Annotated in this window: 22 protein-coding genes, 5 tRNA genes and 1 other RNA gene; 5 read left to right on the top strand and 23 right to left on the bottom strand. The window is 39.4% G+C overall.

Translation table 11 applies throughout. The features are described 5' to 3' along the window. Window positions 1-42 precede the first annotated feature (42 nt). From ABC361_RS08175 to ABC361_RS08145, 7 genes are all read right to left on the bottom strand, one after another. Window positions 43-1,602: a rhomboid family intramembrane serine protease gene (locus ABC361_RS08175; RefSeq protein WP_413073520.1), complete on the bottom strand. Its 1,560-nt coding sequence runs from the start codon at window positions 1,600-1,602 to the stop codon at window positions 43-45. 85 nt (window positions 1,603-1,687) lie between these two features. Beyond that, window positions 1,688-1,888: a sodium:proton antiporter gene (locus tag ABC361_RS08170; protein ID WP_413073519.1), complete on the bottom strand. Its 201-nt coding sequence runs from the start codon at window positions 1,886-1,888 to the stop codon at window positions 1,688-1,690. Window positions 1,889-1,960: 72 nt separating this feature from the next. Further along, window positions 1,961-2,965, bottom strand: a complete 1,005-nt coding sequence (locus ABC361_RS08165; protein WP_413073518.1) for a ThiF family adenylyltransferase — start codon at window positions 2,963-2,965, stop codon at window positions 1,961-1,963. A 15-nt stretch (window positions 2,966-2,980) separates the two neighbouring features. Further along, window positions 2,981-3,772: a DUF92 domain-containing protein gene (locus tag ABC361_RS08160; protein ID WP_413073517.1), complete on the bottom strand. Its 792-nt coding sequence runs from the start codon at window positions 3,770-3,772 to the stop codon at window positions 2,981-2,983. Then, window positions 3,769-4,320 (bottom strand): 5-formyltetrahydrofolate cyclo-ligase, encoded by a 552-nt coding sequence (locus ABC361_RS08155; RefSeq protein ID WP_413073516.1) that lies wholly within the window; start codon window positions 4,318-4,320, stop codon window positions 3,769-3,771. Before ABC361_RS08155 ends, ABC361_RS08160 begins: the two co-directional genes overlap by 4 nt. A gap of 57 nt (window positions 4,321-4,377) precedes the next feature. Then, entirely contained in the window at window positions 4,378-4,527 is a 150-nt protein-coding gene (gene rpmG / locus ABC361_RS08150) for a 50S ribosomal protein L33 (RefSeq protein ID WP_099300444.1), read from the bottom strand. A 72-nt stretch (window positions 4,528-4,599) separates the two neighbouring features. Further along, on the bottom strand, window positions 4,600-5,280 hold the full coding sequence (locus tag ABC361_RS08145; protein ID WP_413073515.1) for a hypothetical protein: 681 nt from the start codon (window positions 5,278-5,280) through the stop codon (window positions 4,600-4,602). 311 nt (window positions 5,281-5,591) lie between these two features. On the opposite strand from ABC361_RS08145, the gene ABC361_RS08140 reads away from it, so the two are divergent. Beyond that, on the top strand, window positions 5,592-5,975 hold the full coding sequence (locus ABC361_RS08140) for a hypothetical protein (protein WP_413073514.1): 384 nt from the start codon (window positions 5,592-5,594) through the stop codon (window positions 5,973-5,975). Next, window positions 5,965-6,435, top strand: a complete 471-nt coding sequence (locus ABC361_RS08135; protein WP_413073513.1) for a hypothetical protein — start codon at window positions 5,965-5,967, stop codon at window positions 6,433-6,435. The genes ABC361_RS08140 and ABC361_RS08135 overlap by 11 nt, the downstream gene beginning before the upstream one ends. A gap of 125 nt (window positions 6,436-6,560) precedes the next feature. On the opposite strand, the gene ABC361_RS08130 is transcribed toward ABC361_RS08135, so the two are convergent. The 13 genes from ABC361_RS08130 to ABC361_RS08070 all read right to left on the bottom strand — a co-directional run bounded on the left by ABC361_RS08130 (window position 6,561) and on the right by ABC361_RS08070 (window position 15,487). Then, window positions 6,561-8,660 carry a peptidoglycan D,D-transpeptidase FtsI family protein gene (locus ABC361_RS08130; RefSeq protein ID WP_413073512.1) on the bottom strand — a complete coding sequence of 700 codons (2,100 nt, stop codon included), beginning with the start codon at window positions 8,658-8,660 and terminating at the stop codon, window positions 6,561-6,563. 67 nt (window positions 8,661-8,727) lie between these two features. Beyond that, window positions 8,728-8,908: non-coding RNA, 6S RNA (ssrS, locus tag ABC361_RS08125), on the bottom strand. Window positions 8,909-8,959: 51 nt separating this feature from the next. Beyond that, the gene (locus ABC361_RS08120) at window positions 8,960-10,246 is read right to left on the bottom strand and encodes an MFS transporter (RefSeq protein WP_413073511.1); all 1,287 of its coding nucleotides are present in this window, start codon (window positions 10,244-10,246) and stop codon (window positions 8,960-8,962) included. 112 nt (window positions 10,247-10,358) lie between these two features. Then, on the bottom strand, window positions 10,359-10,511 hold the full coding sequence (locus tag ABC361_RS08115; RefSeq protein WP_413073510.1) for a hypothetical protein: 153 nt from the start codon (window positions 10,509-10,511) through the stop codon (window positions 10,359-10,361). A gap of 98 nt (window positions 10,512-10,609) precedes the next feature. Then, window positions 10,610-11,218 (bottom strand): superoxide dismutase SodA, encoded by a 609-nt coding sequence (sodA, locus tag ABC361_RS08110; RefSeq protein ID WP_099300438.1) that lies wholly within the window; start codon window positions 11,216-11,218, stop codon window positions 10,610-10,612. A 178-nt stretch (window positions 11,219-11,396) separates the two neighbouring features. Further along, window positions 11,397-11,486 (bottom strand) — tRNA-Ser (locus ABC361_RS08105). Between the two features lie 3 nt (window positions 11,487-11,489). Then, a tRNA-Ile gene (locus ABC361_RS08100) sits at window positions 11,490-11,566 on the bottom strand. A 13-nt stretch (window positions 11,567-11,579) separates the two neighbouring features. Continuing rightward, window positions 11,580-11,655: transfer RNA gene (locus ABC361_RS08095), tRNA-His, on the bottom strand. A gap of 21 nt (window positions 11,656-11,676) precedes the next feature. Beyond that, a tRNA-Met gene (locus ABC361_RS08090) sits at window positions 11,677-11,753 on the bottom strand. Window positions 11,754-11,756: 3 nt separating this feature from the next. After that, window positions 11,757-11,831, bottom strand: a tRNA-Asn gene (locus ABC361_RS08085). 104 nt (window positions 11,832-11,935) lie between these two features. Continuing rightward, entirely contained in the window at window positions 11,936-13,561 is a 1,626-nt protein-coding gene (locus tag ABC361_RS08080; protein ID WP_413073509.1) for a Na/Pi cotransporter family protein, read from the bottom strand. A 272-nt stretch (window positions 13,562-13,833) separates the two neighbouring features. Further along, window positions 13,834-14,505, bottom strand: a complete 672-nt coding sequence (locus ABC361_RS08075) for an NfeD family protein (protein WP_413073508.1) — start codon at window positions 14,503-14,505, stop codon at window positions 13,834-13,836. A 100-nt stretch (window positions 14,506-14,605) separates the two neighbouring features. Continuing rightward, entirely contained in the window at window positions 14,606-15,487 is an 882-nt protein-coding gene (locus tag ABC361_RS08070) for a DUF1002 domain-containing protein (protein WP_413073507.1), read from the bottom strand. Window positions 15,488-15,724: 237 nt separating this feature from the next. On the opposite strand from ABC361_RS08070, the gene ABC361_RS08065 reads away from it, so the two are divergent. Further along, the gene (locus ABC361_RS08065; RefSeq protein WP_413073506.1) at window positions 15,725-16,066 is read left to right on the top strand and encodes a hypothetical protein; all 342 of its coding nucleotides are present in this window, start codon (window positions 15,725-15,727) and stop codon (window positions 16,064-16,066) included. 108 nt (window positions 16,067-16,174) lie between these two features. Then, window positions 16,175-17,278, top strand: coding sequence for a flavodoxin-dependent (E)-4-hydroxy-3-methylbut-2-enyl-diphosphate synthase (ispG, locus tag ABC361_RS08060; RefSeq protein WP_413073505.1), 1,104 nt, complete (start codon window positions 16,175-16,177; stop codon window positions 17,276-17,278). Window positions 17,279-17,314: 36 nt separating this feature from the next. On the opposite strand, the gene ABC361_RS08055 is transcribed toward ispG, so the two are convergent. After that, a complete protein-coding gene (locus ABC361_RS08055; RefSeq protein WP_413073504.1) occupies window positions 17,315-17,734 on the bottom strand; it encodes a hypothetical protein in 420 nt (139 codons plus the stop codon). Between the two features lie 78 nt (window positions 17,735-17,812). Between ABC361_RS08055 and ABC361_RS08050 the strand changes: the two genes are divergently transcribed. Continuing rightward, the gene (locus tag ABC361_RS08050) at window positions 17,813-18,388 is read left to right on the top strand and encodes a hypothetical protein (protein ID WP_413073503.1); all 576 of its coding nucleotides are present in this window, start codon (window positions 17,813-17,815) and stop codon (window positions 18,386-18,388) included. Window positions 18,389-18,412: 24 nt separating this feature from the next. On the opposite strand, the gene ABC361_RS08045 is transcribed toward ABC361_RS08050, so the two are convergent. Next, window positions 18,413-18,619 (bottom strand): DUF1540 domain-containing protein, encoded by a 207-nt coding sequence (locus ABC361_RS08045; protein WP_413073502.1) that lies wholly within the window; start codon window positions 18,617-18,619, stop codon window positions 18,413-18,415. A gap of 120 nt (window positions 18,620-18,739) precedes the next feature. Further along, on the bottom strand, window positions 18,740-19,156 hold the full coding sequence (locus ABC361_RS08040; protein WP_099300430.1) for a Fur family transcriptional regulator: 417 nt from the start codon (window positions 19,154-19,156) through the stop codon (window positions 18,740-18,742). Window positions 19,157-19,189 lie beyond the last annotated feature (33 nt).

Here is a 19,189-nt window from a genome sequence, read left to right as displayed (position 1 = left end):
AAAAACATGGCGGCAACCTGTACGAGTTCCACCATGCTTTCCTTAATCCATTTCAGCCAAGATCTGTTCTTCTATTTCATAATACTGATCCATAGTTTCTATTTGTAACGCTTCTCCATAGTCAATTGCTTCTGAGATGGTTTCTTGCGCTCGCTCATACTCTTCGTTTTCAAGATGAATAAGCGTCAGATTAAACCAAGCTTCAGGGAATTCTTCTTGCTCTTCTAAGGCTAACTCTAAGTTCATTTGCGCCTCATCAAGATTTTCATCTTGCACGTCAACGTAGGCTTGCATAAATAAGAGCTGTGGTTGACGATCATTCTCTTGAAGACCAGCACAAATATAAGCCTGCGCTTCCTCATAGTTTTCTTCTTCAAACAAACGTTGTGCTTCTAAGACAGCAAGCTCTGGTGAAGTCGATGTACTTTGTTGTCCAAAATAAAGGAGCGCGAGCGCGGCGATTCCATAAACAATAAAAGCAGTAATGGAATAAATGATTGGTGTCGGCTTTTTTTCTTTCGGCATTCTTACAAAGGCTGCAATGAAGAAACCGCCAAGTAACCCACCAATATGTGCGCCGTTATCAATTCCAGGTACAATAAATCCAAGTACTAAGTTAAAGCCTAATAAAAAAAGAATGTTTTTCCCTAATGTCCGAAAAAACAGCGTCGGATGTTTCATCCCGAAATATAGCAGCGCTCCAAAACAGCCAAATAATGCACCTGATGCACCTGCTGACACATAATCATTAAAGGCAAAACTAACAATAGATCCGAATATCCCTGCTAAGAAGTAAATGACAACAAAGCGAAAGGTGCCAAATAATTGTTCAACAGCCGTTCCAAGAAAAAATAAGGCCATGGCATTAAAAAACAAGTGAAGAAGACCGATATGCAAGAACATCGATGTTACGAGTCGCCACCATTCTCCTTCCATAATTAACGGATTATATTTCGCCCCGTACTCAATTAACACTTGAATGTTTGTACTGCCTCCATTGGTTTCTAAAATGAAGAACATGACTACGAACGAGAACAGTAGCGCATAGATAAAACGTGGCTTGCCATAAAATAACGTGTTTTCTTCTTTCTTTCGCCGATTCCCATTTTCCTGTTTTACCTTTTTACGAATTTGGTCGATTTCTGCTTCCATTTCTTCATCCGTGGATAAGACAGTGATTGCTGGAATCTGGTCATTAGATAACACTTCGTCAATCGTTGACTGATACTGCGCTGTATTTGTATGTAAAGCTAGATTTTGGATCGTTCCTTTATTCTTTCTAACTTGAAAAGGTACAAGGGCGTCTTCCCAAGAATCTATAGGAGGTTGGCTCATGACATAAATATTTTCACCTTGTATTTTCCACACACCTAATTGTTTAAAAATAGAATCAAACTGTTGTTGCGCATGAGAAATATCACGCTTTAAACGATTGGACCAGTCAACTTCTGTTAGCACTAGTCGAATGACTCGCCTTGGTTTAACCGCATCGTCTTCAACCCATGCTTGGGTATCATGCAAAGCAAGTAGACGAAATCCTTTTGTTAGCACATAATGTTCAATTAACTTCCAATATAAGTAACGATGTTCCGTTTGGTTCATGCCCATCCCCCTTTCTGACTGTCATTATAGCAAGATTTTATGAAATAAGATGGAATTTTGCTTACAAAAGAAAGCCCTGAAAAAATCAGAGCTTTTCTGTCGTATGCGGGAAAGAAAATAAAGATCCCATTAGCTTCTGCCTCACATAAGGCACTCGAAGGGCAAATCGAATAAGAACTCTTCTTAATCCTGGTTGTCTCATCATAAGATTGAGCAATTTATAACGGTATTTATAAATGCTAAACCCTACAATAATAACGGAAAGAATAGAACATGCTTGTTTCATGTAGACACCTCCACAATTAGGATGTGACACAGATCTACATTTCATCCTATAAAAACGAAGCATCGCCTAGCATTAGTTTCCAATATACTTGCTGTAAAGAGTTTTCGCTCGCGTCATATCATCCGTTCCTTGAATTAATACTCGTCCATCAGGAAAAACGACGATCGTCTCTAATTCACTTACCATTGCTCGAATTAAAAAAGGCGTTTCTTTAACTTGAGCCACCTGCTGCAGCTTTTTGCTCATTTGTTTTAAATCAAAAGGTGCCGAAGCCGTAATTTGAATAGACTGGCGCCCACATAACGTAGTCTCTGATTTAGAACGTTCATGTAGTGCTGGAAATTCTTCTTTTATACAGGTTGGACAATCTGCACGCTTACCTGCAAAATTTATCTTTTGCTGCGTATTTGACCAGATGTCAAAGGATTCTAATGTTTTTCGCTGTTTGTCTTTCGCACCTACAAGATACTTCATTGCCTCGATTACTTGTAAAGAAGCAACAATATCAATAATTGGAGCTAACACGCCAACGGTATCACACGTATCACCTGTAGCGCTTCCGCTCTCAATGAAGCAGCGGAGGCAAGGCGTTTCTCCTGGAATAAAGAACGCACCCATCCCTCTCGTCTGTACGGCGCCCCCATAGCTAAACGGTATTCCCGCTTTAAAACATGCATCATTTAACAAAAAACGTGTTTCAAAGTTATCCGTTCCATCTAAAACAACATCAACATCTTTCATTAATCGATCAATATTATCGACAGACACGTTCTCAACAATTGCTTCTAATTCAATGTCAGAATTGACTTTTTCTAACGCTTTTTTAGCAGCAACTGCTTTTGGCACAAGTTGCTTTGCATCTTCTTCCGTAAATAACATCTGCCGCTGTAAATTACTCATCTCCACAAAATCGCGGTCTACTAATCGTAAAGAGCCCACACCTGCACGAGCCAAGTGGTTGGCAATCACCGTTCCAAGTGCACCTAAACCAACTATTAATACGTTGCTATGTAAAAGTTTCGCTTGACCTTCTTCACCGATTCCATTAAACAGTAACTGTCTTGAATAACGTTCCATGAATCTCGTTCTCCTTTAAAAAAAGATAACGGCACCTATCATTCCCATTAGCGCACCTGCTCCTGTACAGCATAAATTAACAACATCGTTTGTGACAAATGAAAACCCTCTGATCTTAACCGTTTTCACACAATGATGCAATTTTTCTGTGTGGATTCCACAGTTAGGACATTGATATAATCCTTGTACCGTTGATCCTAAGATGCTATCCAGTAAGTTCGCAACAAAACCGACGAAAATAAAAAAGAACAACCATAAGTAACTCACACTTGTTTCGTTCCACCAAATTAGAATTGCCACACCCGCTAATACAAAGCTCCCTGCAAATGCAGCAGCCATACCAAGCCCGGTTACACCACCTGATACGCCCTTTTCCACTTTCTTTCGCGTCAGAACATCAATTGGTTTATCTTGACTTAACTTTCCGATCTCCGAAGCCCACGTATCAGCAATAGCCGCTGCCAAACTGCCTACAAAACCTGCTACGAGAATCGTTGCTAATGATGGAAAGAAGACAAGAAGGACTGAACACAGACCCGCATAGCCCCCGTTTGCAAACACTTGAAAAGCATCGCGTTTTCCATGCTTTTCAACGACCTCTTCGTCTACAGCTGCACCTTTTACTTTCCCTAATAGAATTGAGCTACCAAAAAAAACCGCAAAAAGGAGTAAACCAGCAGGACCAACTCCTACTACGGTTGCCCCTCCAATAATAAAAGCAGTAACGGATCCTGCAAACGTTAATTTTTGCAGCAAATACAGCAGTATACATATGATTATTAGAAAAACAACCCATACAATCATCATGAGGTTTCCTCACTAATAACAACATCAACAGGTCGATCATGAGGTTCTATTGAAAGAGAGTGAACAAGCTGCTCCTTAAAACATAAAGAAACAGTTGCACCTTTCACTTGAGGCAAATAACGATCATAAAAGCCTCCACCCATTCCTAAACGATAGCCATCTGTCGTAAAGGCTACACCAGGAACTAACAATAAGTCCAGTTCATCCGGTGAAACATATGAATAGTCATCTATTTTAGGCTCGTACAAACCGTATGACCGAAGTTCTAACGCATTAAAGTCTTCTATCGTATAAAATGCCATCGTTCGGTCACCCATTGTCGTTCTTGGTAAAGCCACGCGTTTACCTATCATTAACGCGTGCGCAATAATCGACAGCGTATCCACCTCTGGAAAGCGAGAATAGGTTAATCCAATTCGATCTGCCTTTTGCCAAGCTTGCGTGTTAAACAGACGATTTGCAAGATTTGCCGATCGTTCTAAATACTCAGTTTTCTCCATTTGCTTAAGACGTTCCAAAATATATTGACGTTCATCTTTTTTTGACACACGATCCCCTCACTCTAAAAAATGCAATAAAAAAGAAGCAGCGGTAAATCCGACTGCTTACTTTGTTTCACGATGAAGTGTATGGCGCTTTAAACGCGGATTATATTTCTTAAGTTCAATACGCTCTGGGTTTGTGCGCTTGTTTTTAGTCGTAATATAACTACGGTCACCGTTTTCTGTGCAAGCTAAAGTAACTTGAACACGCATATGCTATCCCTCCAAACTCGTCTTACATACTTACATAGAATAGCAAAAGCCAACACGAAAATCAAGACTTATTTAAACACTTTGCTGCAGAAGATGGTTCGATCGTTTTAAATGCCCCATATTGTCACTACTCATTTGAACAATGGAAGCTCCAATTGTTTCATTTGCTGGCAGTGAGCATGTACAGACAATCACACTCTCCGTTTTTGTTGCCGAAAAAGGAGAGAAAAATAACTTTCCTAGTGGGTCATTCCAAATTTGATTCATAGCCCCTACGCCATAATGGATCGATTGCGCCTTGCTCATTTGTATAGAAAATAAAGAATATTTCTCATCTGAATAATGAATGAGTGCGCGTTCAGCTGGAGAATAGAATGATAAACCATCTTGGGTACACGTAACTTGTTGCGAAAGCAGCTTAAAGTCTCTTGACTGATGACTTTCATTTTTAATTGTAATAGACCGCTTAACTCCTAATTCACTTTGTAATGACTCATCACGAATCGTAATTTTAAGATTTAACCCTCTATGATAGGCTTGGCTCACAATAACTTCGTTTGTTCTTGAGAAGGCCGCATTAACAATCCAACCTTCATCCCCTACCCACGTTGTCTTACCGTCATACCATAACCCAATTTTAGATAAGTGCTGAGAATGAAGTGTAGTCCGCAATCGTAAATGAATATCTACAGTGAAAATGGGCTTTGTCCCAATTGAATAGAAAATGTTTGATATATGTTTGCTCGTTTGCATACAACCGCCCCTTCAGTAAATTAAATAGCCAAATCTGTTTTATGCCATCTTTCTTTGTCTATTAAGCATACTGTGTTAAGCTCCTTTCCACAATGAGTGCAAATTGTATGTTTTTGTAAACCGCTTTTCGTCAGTATTAGCAAGTGTTCTCACCTCCTCAATTAATAGAAAGATCTGTATGAAAGAGATTATGACTAAAGGTGTCAAAAAATGACGCACGAATGGATAATTTTTATTTATCTTAATGAAACCGTCTTAAAATCATGTATAATGGAGGGTGCGAGAACAATCCGTAGGAGGGAACAAATATTATGGAATGGATGTTAGCGCTCTTGCTTGGAACAGCCATTGTGCTACTTATTGTTTCTTTTGTTAAAGAAGACAAAGGTTCAAAGATAGAAGATCAAATTGAGCATTTATCAATTTCCTTTATGCAAGAGCTCCATCAAATAAAAAATCAAGTACGAAATATGGAATTGGATGCTGAAATTGCAGCTAAAGATGCGACTCAACAAAATCGCTCGAATTCACACCAACAGTTACTAAGGGAAATTTTAGATTTGCATAAGCGTGGCTATTCAACAGAAGGAATTGCAATTGAAACAGCTTTAGAGCCTCATGAAGTAGATCGACTCTTAGCCCCTTACCTTGATTCATTATCAGAAGAAAGGACGAAAGTAGCTAATGACGCGTAAAACCATTCGTAGTTTTGCTGGAGGGTTGCTTGTAGCTTCTGGGGTATTAGGTGTCACATATCTTATCGGAAGCGATACAGAAGTCTCATCTAGTACGGATTTTACCGAAGAAGAGATGGCCAATTATTTACAGGAAAATGGATATGCCGTTGAAACGCAAGAAACGTGGGATGAATTAGAAGCACAACTTGCTACGGCTCAAACAGAAGACGAATCGTCAAATGAAGAGCAAAGTGAAAACGATGAGCAAATTGCCTATCGTACCATTCTTCATGTCGTACCTGGTATGACGAGCATTGACGTTGGTGAAATGCTTGAAGATGCAGGGATCGTGGACAGTGCATATGACTTCTATGAAGAAGTAGATAATCGCGGGTTATCAAACGATTTACGCCCTCAAGTTACAGGGGAATTAACAAGTGAAATGAGCTTGTCTGAAGTCGTAGACGAATTCTTTTAACATGTGTTTAGAATAAACTATTCGACACATACAGAGATAATCCTTCTTATTTATACAACTTTCTACATGTAAACGTAGAAAAGCTGTGAGCTAAGTTATTTAGCTCACAGCTTTTATTTTACCTTTTATTGTTCTTCAAACAGATCCACTTCTTCAACGACAGAATCGACTTCTTCTGGACCGTTTCGCTCGTCTTGAAGGTCAAAATAAGCATTAACTAAATCCGCACTAATTTGTTGTGATATTCTACTTGAATTAGTTTGAGCGATCGTTGTATCAGGCGTCATTACCGCAAACGCAATTTCCGGATCATCATAAGGTGCATATCCAACAAAGCTTAAATTGTTAGTATCTGCTATCTTTTGTCCGTCTTCATAAATCGATGTTTGCGCGGTACCTGTTTTTGCGGCTACAGGAACGTCAAAATCTATTTCATTATTAGCCGTTCCTCTTGGATGACTTACTACACCTCTGAGTGTTTCTTGTACATACGAAATATCACTTTGACTCATATCTAACGTATTTAACACTTCTGGGTTATTCGCACGCACGACCGTACTTTCACCATTTCCATTTGGATTTGGCTCCATAATTTCCGTTACTAGACGAGGACGCATCCGTACGCCATCATTGGCAATTGTACTAATGTATTGAGCCAGCTGCAGTGTTGTGTACGTATCGTACTGCCCAATCATAAAGTCAAGTAAATTACCTGGATCTCTAGCTTCATCAGAGACAATTCCTGTTGATTCTCTAGGTAAATCAATTCCAGTTTCAACACCAAGTCCAAACTGATTGAAATAATATTTGACATCGTCTAATACTTCTGTAGCTTTAGAACTTCCAAATATATTTGCTCGATCACCTGGTTGGTTATCGTAATCGTAATCAGCCATTCTCATCGCAATATAGAACATATAAACGTTAGAAGAACGGGCCATTGCCTCGCGGGTATCTACCGGTCCCATTGTGCTTATCGACCCTTTATCTGCGGTTCCAGCAAACCGGAGCGTACGGTCGTTTATAACTGAACCTTGATTTATAACCCCTTCATGAAGACCAGTTAAAACAGAAGCCCCCTTAATAACTGACCCTACTTCATAACCACTTTGAAATGCTGGAAGAGGATTAATACTTCCCTCTTCTCCAGGTCGCTTCTCAAAACCACTCATACCTAATATGTCACCTGTTTTTGGATCCATAACTACAACATAGGAAGACGCATTTTCTCTGAAGATCCCTGTATTACTCATGACGCGTGATTCGACAATGTCATCGAGCTTTTGCTGGAATTCCATATCAATACTTAGCACTAAGTCATTGCCACGGCTTCCTTCTGTCTCTTCAATGACTTGCTCCATTGGGCCACTACCTTCACGGGTTTGGGTGCGAACGACTTCCGCTTTTTGCCCACGCAAGACGTCTTCATACTGGCTCTCTAGAAAACTCGTTCCGACTAAGTCAGAGCGCATATAGCCATTTGCCAAATAGTTCTCAACCGATTCCGATTGAATCGGTCCAACACTTCCATAAATACTTTTCAGCGTGTCGCCATATACGTATTCTCGCACAGAATCGCGCTGAATATTTATGTTTGGCAGACGATCAAGGTGCTCAGCGAGTTTAGGCGCTTCTTCATCTGTTAAGCCTTGCTTGATTCGCTGCGGTGAACCGCTTGATCCTCTCAACATGTGTGAGAAAATTGCGATGACTTGCTCTTCTTCTTCAGAATAGCCTGCAATCATGTCATCGCTAATCGCATCAATCATCCGTTGGTATTCACTTGTTTCATCATCTTCATCATAATCAATATCCGCTATTAACTCTCTACGCTCTTCCGGCTCTAAAGAGGTGTAGTAGTACTCCCTTTTATCTCGGTCACGTAAATTTTCTGTATCCACTTCAATAAACTGCACTAAATCTTCAGCTATTTCAATCATTTCACTTCCGTTTTGGTCACCGGGATTCGTGTATGTAACCGAAAGTTCTAAGCTGTTATCAACAAGTGGATGACCATAGCGGTCAGTAAATATCCCTCGTGGTGCATCTATTAAAGCCGTTTGATTTGATACATGCGTCAACTCTTCCTCATACTCTTCCCCATTTACAATTTGGACAAGCCCTAATCGCAATATTAAGGCAGAAAAGAGCAAGAACACAGCAAGAAACAAAATATTTAGCCGTAGTGACACATGATGCTTCTTTTTATTCTTCGCTTCTCCCATCTGACAACCTCCCTGATCTATTACAGGTAAAAAGACACCCGTACTCCGGATGCCTTCAATTTAAGTAGTCATACCCGCTTGTGCCGTTGCAAATGAATGCTTTACGAACCTACATTGGTAGGTGGGTGTTCGCAGTTAGAGTTTCGCTGTCTAGTACAAGCTAGCTTAGCGTTGCTCTACTCATGTAAAACTCCCTTTTAACATTCAAGGTTCAAAGCATAAAAAGCTTACGGACACGGCAGGTAATACAATACTCATTATAAGATAGAAAGAGAATCCTGTCAAAGAATGTAGAGATTTTACACAGTTTTATCAGGACTGTTTTCCCCTTCCGATTGACTTACATTCGGTAGAGGATCTGGTGGCTTTGTATGTTGCTTAATGTGTTTCACAAAAAAGTAAATCCACATATGACCAGATCCTACTACAAGAAGGATATACGGAATTGATTGTTCTTCAGGAAAGATCGATATCACTGCGATAAATAACAAGATTGAGGCAATTCTACCGATGTTTAAAAACCATTCTCTAACAATGATGTACTCTACTCTTAAGTCCGCTGCACGGTGCGCCTTTCCAATTACATCATACGTTAACGATACGTACGGAATGAGTAAAAGCGGGTAAGCAATTGAAATAATTATGCCATACACAATTAGTTTTGGGAACGTTAAGTTAAACAATAAAAGGAAAATCGCTCCGTAAAGCATAAGTCCACCAATGAGAATTGCTTTCTTTCGATAAGCCACTTTGAGCAACCGAGCTGTTAAGTAGTAAAAAATAAATTGTGTCCCCGATGTAACTAAGCCATATGTGCCTAGCGCAAGTTCGTTATTAGTCACAATATATACCCAAACAACAATGACAAACACAAAAGTACCTTCTCTTAATCCCTGTGTCACATGTGCCCAAGTAATTTTACGCCAGTCCTTATTCTCTTTCCTCTCCTTTAGCACTTGTTTAATTTCAAATTTCCCTTTTGCATGACGTTTCCCTAACCATATCGTCAAAATAACCGCAAGCAAAAAAAGCGTTAGCGAAATACCGAAGATTAAAAAGTAACCTTGAAAGCCATTAAGCTTTGTAATCATTATCCCTGCTGTTAAAGGACCTGTCATTCCAGCGAATGATGTTAACAATCCTAAAAAGCCATTAAAAAAATCTCTTGTATCTGGTTCTGTCACTTCAAATGTTAATACATTAAACGCCAGCCAATAAAATCCTGTTCCTAGACCAAGTAAAGAACCTAACAGCAATAAATATTGAGCCGCATTTTCCCCTACCACTAATACGGAAATGTAAAACAACGACATCAAACTAACACCGATACGCAGTACATAAACACGGTCAATGTGTTTTGATAACTTGCCAGCGATTAAGAACGCTAGCGGTTGAAAGATGACCGACATTAAATTATACAATGCAAGATCGATAAATTGACCAGATTGTTTCCATAAAAAAACATTTACAAACGTATTGGATAAAGCCACGCTCAATGCATAAAGTCCACCAATGGATAATAATAATTTTAGATCTTTTGAAGCAACAACGTGTCCAAATATACTGTCCATCCACTTTTTTGGCATGACCTCACCACCTTAACAGTAGTTTGTCTGTTTCATTTTTGCCTATGCATGGATTTTGGCAATAAAGAAGAAAGGTAAATGATGACATTCACCTTTCTTCTTTGTGTATCAGTTAAAGCTGTTCGCGGTTTGCATTCGTGTATTCATCTAACGTTTCTCCATGTGCTGACTCGTTCTTAAATTGGCTTAATCGTCCCGTTCTTTTTTCGCCATGATTTTTATTTTCTTTAAACTGGTTGTTTTTCTTTTTATCTTGATTACTCATTTTCATTCCCTCCCATCTTAGAAGGTAGTATGTCACTACTTAACTCGATCATATACAAAAAACCACAAGGATGAGCCTTGTGGTTTTGTTTGTTTCATTTATTTTGCTGCTTCGTAACGCTTTGCAACTTCATCCCAGTTTACTACATTCCAGAACGCTGCAATGTAGTCAGGACGACGGTTTTGGTAATTTAAGTAGTAAGCGTGCTCCCAAACGTCTAATCCAAGAACAGGAGTTTTTCCTTCTGTAAGTGGAGAATCTTGGTTTGGTGTGCTCATAATTTCAAGTTTGCCGTTATTTACAACTAGCCAAGCCCAACCTGAACCAAAACGACCTTTTGCCGCATCCGCAAATTTCGTTTTAAATTCATCTAAGCTACCAAAAGTAGAATCAATATCGTTCGCTAATGAACCAGTTGGAGCACCGCCACCATTCGGGCTTAGTAACTGCCAGAATAATGCGTGGTTAGCATGTCCACCACCATTATTACGAACTGCTGTGCGAATGTTTTCTGGTACAGAATCTAAGTTCGCAACAAGATCTTCAATCTCTTTGTTCGCAAGATCTTCATGACCTTCTAACGCAGCGTTTAAGTTTGTTACGTACGTGTTGTGGTGTTTCCCGTGATGAATGTTCATTGTTTGCTCGTCAATGTGTGGTTCCAATGCATTTGCTGCATAAGGTAATTCTGGTAATTTGTAAGCCATAACTAAAAAACTCCTCCCAAAACTAAACTGATTTTGTTTCTCAATTAGATTACCATTTAAACATATAAACGGCAACGAATATGCTCATATCCGCTTTCTACTTATACTATTCCCGTGCAGCATTCAATTAAACATAAAAAAACCTTGATACAAGAAGTCTTGTATCAAGGTTCGCTGACGGAGGAAGAGGGATTCGAACCCCCGCGGGCTTTGACACCCCTGTCGGTTTTCAAGACCGATCCCTTCAGCCGGACTTGGGTATTCCCCCGAGTGGTGGACCCTGTAGGACTCGAACCTACGACCAATCGGTTATGAGCCGAGTGCTCTAACCAACTGAGCTAAGGGTCCATAGAAGAAAAAATGGGGCGACCGATGGGAATCGAACCCACGAATGCCGGAACCACAATCCGGTGCGTTAACCACTTCGCCACGATCGCCAAGGTTAGATAAATATGTAATGGTAGCGGCGGAGGGGATCGAACCCCCGACCTCACGGGTATGAACCGTACGCTCTAGCCAGCTGAGCTACACCGCCAAATGGCTCCACAGGCAGGATTCGAACCTGCGACCGATCGGTTAACAGCCGATAGCTCTACCACTGAGCTACTGTGGAATAATATCCCTGCCCTTTGTTAAGGACAAGAGTTATATTATCATGTATTTTTGCATTGTGCAATACTTTTTTAAAAAAAGATCGGGCTAAGGCCCGATCTTTTCCTACTGCTCATCAATAACCGCTTCTGCAATGTTTACAGAGTGATCACCAATTCGCTCAAGGTTTGAAATAATATCTACGAAGATAATACCTGCTGCACCTGAGCATTCTCCGTCATTCATACGTTTAATATGTTGTTTTCGGAGCTTTCGTTCCATTTTATCAATTAATTCTTCGTGTTTTAACACATCATTTGCTTTATCAATATCATCTTGTTCAAGAGAATCCATTGCTTCTTCCAATGTTGAATACGTTAAATTAAACATTTCATTTAAATCTTTCAACGCAATATCAGACAACGCTACTTTATTTGCTTTTTGATAATCTTTTAGTTCAACGATGTTTTCCATATGATCACCAATACGCTCTATATCACGAACAGCATTTAATAACGTTGAATGTAGGTTTGAATCTGATGCAGAAAGAGAACGAGATGATACTTTTACAAGGTAATCTGTAATCTCTTTGTCCAGATTATTAATCGCAAGTTCGTATTGAAGCGCAAGATCTGCATCTTTCTTCTCGCCAGTCTCCATATACTTAATTGCTTGTTTTAACCCTTTTTTCGAGTAATCGGCCATGTGAATCACTTCTTGCTTGGCTTGTCCAAGCGCAATAGCCGGTGAGCTTCCAATGAAAACAGGATCTAAATGTTTTGGTTTGTAATCCAAATCAAGCTCTTGACCTGGAACAAGCTTTGTTACAACGTAAGCCAGTACACCAATCAATGGGAATTGAATAATCACATTCGCAACATTGTACACACCGTGTGCGGCGGCAATTTCAAGGGTATTACTCAAGTTGAATTGGTCTCCTAAGAAGTCTATAAACGTTACGAAGAACGGAAAGACAGACATAATCAATATGGCGCCGAACAAGTTAAACACAACATGTGTTAGCGCTGCTCGCCGTGCCGCAACCGTTGCACCAATTGCTACTAGAACGGCTGTTAATGTCGTACCAATATTATCACCAATTAAGACTGGTAAAGCGGCTGCTAGATCCATTGCTCCTTGTTCATACAATTGCTGGACTAACCCTATGGCAGCTGTAGAACTTTGCAACGCAACAGCTAAAATGACACCGACAACAACACCTAAAAGTGGGTTATCACTCATTCGTGCTGTGAAATCGACGAACGGTTCCCAGCTACTTAAAGGGCGTAAACTTTGCCCCATCAGCGCAAGACCATAAAACAAACCACCGAAGCCAAAGATAACTTGACCAATCGCATTTACACGTTTTTTCTTAAAGAAGAATAGTAAAAAGGCTCCTACCGCCATAATTGGTAAGGCGTAATCACGAATTGGTAAACCAATTATAAATGCGGTTGTTGTTGTACCAATATTCGCACCCATAATAACACCAATTGCTTGTCTTAACGTCATAAACCCTGCGTTTACAAGACCAATTGTTAATACGGTTGTTGCCGTACTACTTTGAAGTAAAATCGTTACAACAATACCTGAAAGTAGACCCATAAAAGGATTGGTTGTGTATTTATCTAATAACCCTCTTAATCCGTCTCCTGCTGTTTTTTGCAACCCGTCTCCCATATACTTTACGGAAAACAGGAAGATTCCGATCCCCCCTAGGAACGTAAACAGCAATACTTGAAACTCGCTCACTCATCTCATCCCTTCATAAAAAAACTCATGTAGGTTTTCGTTTCGACAAACCTCAACAATGATGTTCCGAATCTATTATTAAACGATCACAAAGAATTTGTAAACAAGCTTTTAAATATCTTTACACTTTTTTTACAAAGCAACCCTTTAAACTTCCATTACTTTCCCACAAAAGGTAAAATAAATTCTCAGTTCATTAAAAAACGTTCACATCGCTCTTATCAAATCTTTTTTGAAACACAAAAAGTCAGCTTGCTTTGAGCAAGCTGACTTTAGTTTTCTTCTTCTACTTCTGCTTGATTTTGCTCTTTTTTCTCTGCACGTCTAACTAAAATTCTTGTTCCATCAACGGACACCACATCTACTTCTGTCTCCGCTTCGATCCATATGCTTCCGCTAGTTGCGCTATACGGTTCACCATCAATTTCCACTGTACCAGTTGGTCGAAATGCCGTTAATGCTTTACCCTTTTTCCCAACTAGTTCTTTATACCCTTCATTAATCGAATTGTAGCCAGCTTCGGAAGAAAGAGATTCTTTCAACGTCATTTTTGACCACATATTTCTGTGTGGGAATACTTTTAAGAAGAACAGTGATGCAAATGCGCCGATTACTGTGCCCATACCAACAAGGATGCTGTATACCATGTCTGGAGCTGGTACAGCTAATCCGATAATCATAAACAGTACACCTATCGCTGCAATGGTACCGTCTGATGTCACATTCCCATCAAAAATAATGAGCGCGAGTCCAATTAAATAGAAGATAATGACCCACGTACTCGCATCTCCATTTAAATGGTGCAAGAAATATACACTTATTAGCCCGAGCCCGAGTAAGCCAAAAAGACCTCTAGCTCGAACGAGGAGTTCTCCTATTAAAAACAATGTCCCGATTGTTACAACAAGAAATCCAACAGTTGCTGAATCTAACCAGTCAATCAAGGTAGTGACCTCCATTCTTATGATTTAGCTATTCTTCCCCTTTTTACGTCTCTTCCCTAAAAAAAGTTTCAAAAAACAAAAATAGGGGGTTATCCCCCTATTATGAACTAAAAAAGCTGCGAATGGAATTGAAAAAGCTTTTTCCCGCTTCCATCAATCTGTCGAAAAATGAGCGTGCTTCTTCACTTTCTAAAAAGCCGCTAAGGTTTTCACGAACTTTATCAATTTGGCTTGAAACAGCATCCCAGTCAATATTTAATTCTTTCATTTTCATGAACAACGCCGATAAGTCATTCACTTGTGTTTCCGTAAGCGTTACATTAATTTCTTCTGCTAGTTGGATAATAATTGTTTTCATTTCTTCTTCGGATTCAATTGATGTTGTCGCAATTTCTTCTTTGATTAAGGTTATAAGCTCTGCCGCTTCTTCTTCCCCAATGGAATCTCCTAGCTCTGCCGTTCGAATCATTTCTTCATTCGCAACATTTTTTTGCTCTTCAGGAATCACTTGGTCAGTTGCAGATTCATACGCTTTAATTAATCCAGTTAATGCCGCCGTACCTGAGACATCGAACGGAGCCGTCACATATACTTCAGCATCTTTTATCCCTGCTGTAATTAAAGAATTTGCATACATCTCATTGGTAACCCATGTAATGCGGTCAGAGGATACGTGAATTCCTGTATCTGTTTCACCTAACGTTATTTTTGAAGAGGATAAAGCACGACTCCCTATTGTTTGTGCGCTAATATAGTCACCTAAATATTTATGTTCTTCTTCATTTGTTACATAAAGAGTTTGAACATTTTCATCCACATTCATTCGATTCCGAATATCGTTTGCTTGCTCATCCGATAAATCTTGACCTAATGTCACAACCACATCTCCAGGAGCAGAATCTGCGTTTGCTACATTTACACTAAAATGAGAAACAAGGATTAACGTCATAAGAATGCTAAATACTTTTAAAACTCGATTCAATTAGGATTCCACCTTTCATGCTTACCTATAACAAACGTTACCTTTTTACCAGCATTCAGAAAAGCTACGAAAGTCCTAGTTTACTGTTTAATACTGTGTATGTTTTGTTTTAACTATGTATAAATGAAGGAAACTTTACGAGCTAGGATGGTGCAGGAATATTAGCATGAGTCTTGAATACATATGAATAGCTGAAGAAACATAAGATGATGTTTTTATGAAGGAGTGTGACGACTGTTGAAGCGCCTTGTTTATCTTGCTATCGCGATTATCGTCATTTTAGGTATCCAAAACGATTTAACAGGCTCAACATTGTCAGACTTAGTTCAAAAGGATGACAAAACATCAGAAGCACAAACGAATCAAACAGAAGAAGATCCGCCTCCCATCCCCTCTCAAGAAGTTATTATTGAAAGCGGGCAAACGGTACTGTCCATTGTCGAGCGACTCCATAATGGACAAGTCGATGAATCCATTCAAGAAATACTTGCGGATTTTTCAGTGTTAAATGATGGAATTAATCCAAATGAGATTCAAATTGGGCAGACCTATCGTTTTCCACTTTATACGAAACAATAAGTGAATTTCCTTGCCAGATTGCACAAGTGATTGATAAAATAAGCATGTGTCTTCACTAAAGTGGAGAAAAAGACGGGCACGATGCCCCGCAAAGGAGCGATATGGTCTATGACCGAAAGAGTTCATCGAAAAAATACTCGTCCCGTTAAAGTGGGAAATTTAACGATTGGCGGTAATGATGAAGTAATCATCCAAAGTATGACAACAACAAAGACTCATGATGTTGATGCTACCGTTGCGGAAATTGAAAGACTTGAGGAAGCAGGCTGCCAAGTTGTTCGGGTTGCTTGTCCAGATATGCGTGCTGCAGAAGCCATAGCCGAAATCAAAAAAAGAATCAATATTCCTTTAGTAGTAGACATCCACTTCAATTATAAATTCGCCTTAAAAGCTATAGAAGGTGGAGCGGATAAAATTCGTATCAACCCAGGTAACATCGGAAAACGCGAAAATGTTGAAGCGGTTGTTAAAGCTGCCAAAGAAAAAGGCATTCCAATTCGTATCGGTGTAAATGCTGGCTCACTCGAGCGACATCTTTTAGAGAAATATGGTTATCCAACAGCAGACGCAATGGTTGAAAGCGCACTTCACCATATTAAAATTCTTGAAGATCTCGATTTCCATGACATCATTGTTTCAATGAAAGCATCTGATGTGCATTTAGCTGTTGAAGCGTACGATAAAGCAAGCCAAGCTTTTGATTATCCACTTCACTTAGGAATTACAGAGTCTGGTACACTTTTTGCTGGAACAGTTAAAAGTGCTGCCGGTATCGGGATCTTACTTAATATGGGAATTGGAAATACATTACGTATTTCTCTTTCTGCAGATCCTGTTGAAGAAGTAAAAGTAGCCCGAGAGTTGCTTAAATCCTTTGGTCTAGCTGCTAACGCTGCTACACTTATTTCTTGTCCTACATGTGGTCGAATTGAAATTGACCTCATTAGTATAGCAAATGAAGTGGAAGAATATATCGCCAGTGTAAAAGCACCGATTAAAGTTGCCGTCCTCGGATGTGCAGTGAACGGACCTGGTGAAGCTCGTGAAGCAGACATTGGGATTGCAGGCGCACGCGGAGAAGGACTTCTCTTTATGAAAGGTGAGATTGTCCGTAAAGTTCCAGAAGAAACCATGGTCGAAGAACTTAAAAAAGAAATTGATAAAATGGCAGAAGCGCACTACGCAAAACAACGAGAAGAACAACTTAATTAAAGTAAAACCGACTCTTGTGAGAGTCGGTTTTTCCTTTTATAAAAAAGGAGTGATAATCAATGTGGACAACACAGAAATGGCGCCAATTACGATCGCCCATATCCCCAATGATTTCCGCCCTTTTACAATCGCGATAATGCCTGATATAATCCCAATTGGACCTAATAGTAGCGGTACTAAAAATAATGAAGTGATGGCAAACACAATGCCCATCGTTCCAATTCCTTTGCCAGCACTACGGTCGCCATATTCCTCGCGCTCATTTAAATCATCAGGCGTGAATTCATTGGCGTATTCTTCATGATAATCCTGTTTTTCTTTGGCATCATAAACATATTCGGACCCTTTTTCACCGTCGTGTCCATCAACATGTGTGTTTAAAAATGTTAATGAAGGATCATCTTTGTCAACCAATGTTAATGGTTGTTTATTCTCTTTCTTTTGCTGATCACTCATTATAGATCCCCCTTTCTTAGGTATAGTATTTCTCTTTCTGACGCAAACATTCTTATGAAATCGTACGAGGTGCAAACAATGAAAAGACGATTAGGTTTTGATATTGATGGAACCATTACAGATCCTGCAACGTTTATTCCCTATATTAACCAGGATTTTAATACAAACTTTACACTAGATGACATTTCTGATTATGACCTTTCCAATTTATTAAAGATGGAGGAAGCAGATTTTTGGAAATGGATGTTAAAAAACGAACCGACTATATACAGTAACGCGCCTCTTATTAAAAAAGTTGATCATATCCTTAATAAGTGGAACGTCAATCACGACCTTATTTTTATTACAGCCCGCAAAAAGCAATATGAAACCATCACACTTGATTGGTTAAAGAAGAACGACATTCCTTATCAGCACGTTGAGCTCATTGGTCATCACAATAAAATTGAAGCTGTTAAAGAACAAGACATTGAAATCTTTTTTGAAGATAAACATGACAATGCGGTCATGATCGCGGAAGAATGCAGGATTCCCGTTATTTTGTTTGATACGCCATATAATCGATTACCCGTACCTGAACAAGTCATTCGTGTGACAAATTGGACAGAAGCCGAATCTTGGGTTGAAGAGTGGATAAAAAATAAAACTCTCTAGTGCGAGGACTAGAGAGTTTTTCCATTATTCCTTAGGTTCAAACGTGTGACAACATGTTTCTTCACTCTTTTTCACTTCGCTTAACTCACCTGTTCCTAATTCTTTACTCGTTTCCATGTTATAGGTAGATTCTAATTTATCCGTTTGGACTAAAATCTTATCCGCACCACAGTGGTTATCTTCTTTCCAATGAAGGCAGCTTGATACGTTACACATTACAACTGGTGACATCTAATCCCCCCTTGTGTTAAATAGGTTCTCCAAACCATTCAATCTCATCACGCGTAAAAGATGGGAATTGTGCGCACCAAAAAAAGCAACGATGCCATGGCAATCGCTGCTTTTTTGTGGTTATTGCTGACAAGCCTGACACATTCCATAAATTTCAAACTTATGACCTGTGACTTGAAAATTAGGAAACCGATTAAATAACTCCTCGTCCATCGGGCAATTATGGAAGTGCTCTGTTTTCCCACAATCTAAACAAATTAAGTGATGATGGTGTTCCGACGTTCGACAACTAAATCGAAATCGTTTTTCACCCTCAAGCTCCGTTGTTTCTAATAAATCTAAGTCAGCGAACAACGACAAATTTCGGTAAATCGTATCAAAACTTAATGAAGGGTATTGGTCATGCATATTTTCCAATACATCTTTAGCCGTCATGTAGCGAGAATCATTTGCGAATAAGCGCAGCATATCTTCTCGTTTATCTGTATACTTGTACCCTTTTTCTTTTAAGCGATTAAGTGCATGTGAAACATCCATTCAATCAACCCTCTTCTTTGACTTCTTGCTTTT

This window comes from Shouchella phoenicis (assembly GCF_047238345.1).
Taxonomy (GTDB): domain Bacteria; phylum Bacillota; class Bacilli; order Bacillales; family Bacillaceae_D; genus Shouchella.
This window is presented reverse-complemented; position numbering and strand designations above follow the sequence as displayed.

What these genes read in the sequence shown, in the direction of transcription:
- ABC361_RS08175 (WP_413073520.1), bottom strand. Translation starts at nt 1,602, where the DNA reads ATGAACCAAACGGAACATCGTTACTTATATTGGAAGTTAATTGAACAT.
- ABC361_RS08170 (WP_413073519.1), bottom strand. Translation starts at nt 1,888, where the DNA reads ATGAAACAAGCATGTTCTATTCTTTCCGTTATTATTGTAGGGTTTAGC.
- ABC361_RS08165 (WP_413073518.1), bottom strand. Translation starts at nt 2,965, where the DNA reads ATGGAACGTTATTCAAGACAGTTACTGTTTAATGGAATCGGTGAAGAA.
- ABC361_RS08160 (WP_413073517.1), bottom strand. Translation starts at nt 3,772, where the DNA reads ATGATGATTGTATGGGTTGTTTTTCTAATAATCATATGTATACTGCTG.
- rpmG (WP_099300444.1), bottom strand. Translation starts at nt 4,527, where the DNA reads ATGCGTGTTCAAGTTACTTTAGCTTGCACAGAAAACGGTGACCGTAGT.
- ABC361_RS08145 (WP_413073515.1), bottom strand. Translation starts at nt 5,280, where the DNA reads ATGCAAACGAGCAAACATATATCAAACATTTTCTATTCAATTGGGACA.
- ABC361_RS08140 (WP_413073514.1), top strand. Translation starts at nt 5,592, where the DNA reads ATGGAATGGATGTTAGCGCTCTTGCTTGGAACAGCCATTGTGCTACTT.
- ABC361_RS08135 (WP_413073513.1), top strand. Translation starts at nt 5,965, where the DNA reads ATGACGCGTAAAACCATTCGTAGTTTTGCTGGAGGGTTGCTTGTAGCT.
- ABC361_RS08130 (WP_413073512.1), bottom strand. Translation starts at nt 8,660, where the DNA reads ATGGGAGAAGCGAAGAATAAAAAGAAGCATCATGTGTCACTACGGCTA.
- ABC361_RS08120 (WP_413073511.1), bottom strand. Translation starts at nt 10,246, where the DNA reads ATGCCAAAAAAGTGGATGGACAGTATATTTGGACACGTTGTTGCTTCA.
- ABC361_RS08115 (WP_413073510.1), bottom strand. Translation starts at nt 10,511, where the DNA reads ATGAGTAATCAAGATAAAAAGAAAAACAACCAGTTTAAAGAAAATAAA.
- sodA (WP_099300438.1), bottom strand. Translation starts at nt 11,218, where the DNA reads ATGGCTTACAAATTACCAGAATTACCTTATGCAGCAAATGCATTGGAA.
- ispG (WP_413073505.1), top strand. Translation starts at nt 16,175, where the DNA reads ATGACCGAAAGAGTTCATCGAAAAAATACTCGTCCCGTTAAAGTGGGA.
- ABC361_RS08055 (WP_413073504.1), bottom strand. Translation starts at nt 17,734, where the DNA reads ATGAGTGATCAGCAAAAGAAAGAGAATAAACAACCATTAACATTGGTT.
- ABC361_RS08050 (WP_413073503.1), top strand. Translation starts at nt 17,813, where the DNA reads ATGAAAAGACGATTAGGTTTTGATATTGATGGAACCATTACAGATCCT.
- ABC361_RS08045 (WP_413073502.1), bottom strand. Translation starts at nt 18,619, where the DNA reads ATGTCACCAGTTGTAATGTGTAACGTATCAAGCTGCCTTCATTGGAAA.
- ABC361_RS08040 (WP_099300430.1), bottom strand. Translation starts at nt 19,156, where the DNA reads ATGGATGTTTCACATGCACTTAATCGCTTAAAAGAAAAAGGGTACAAG.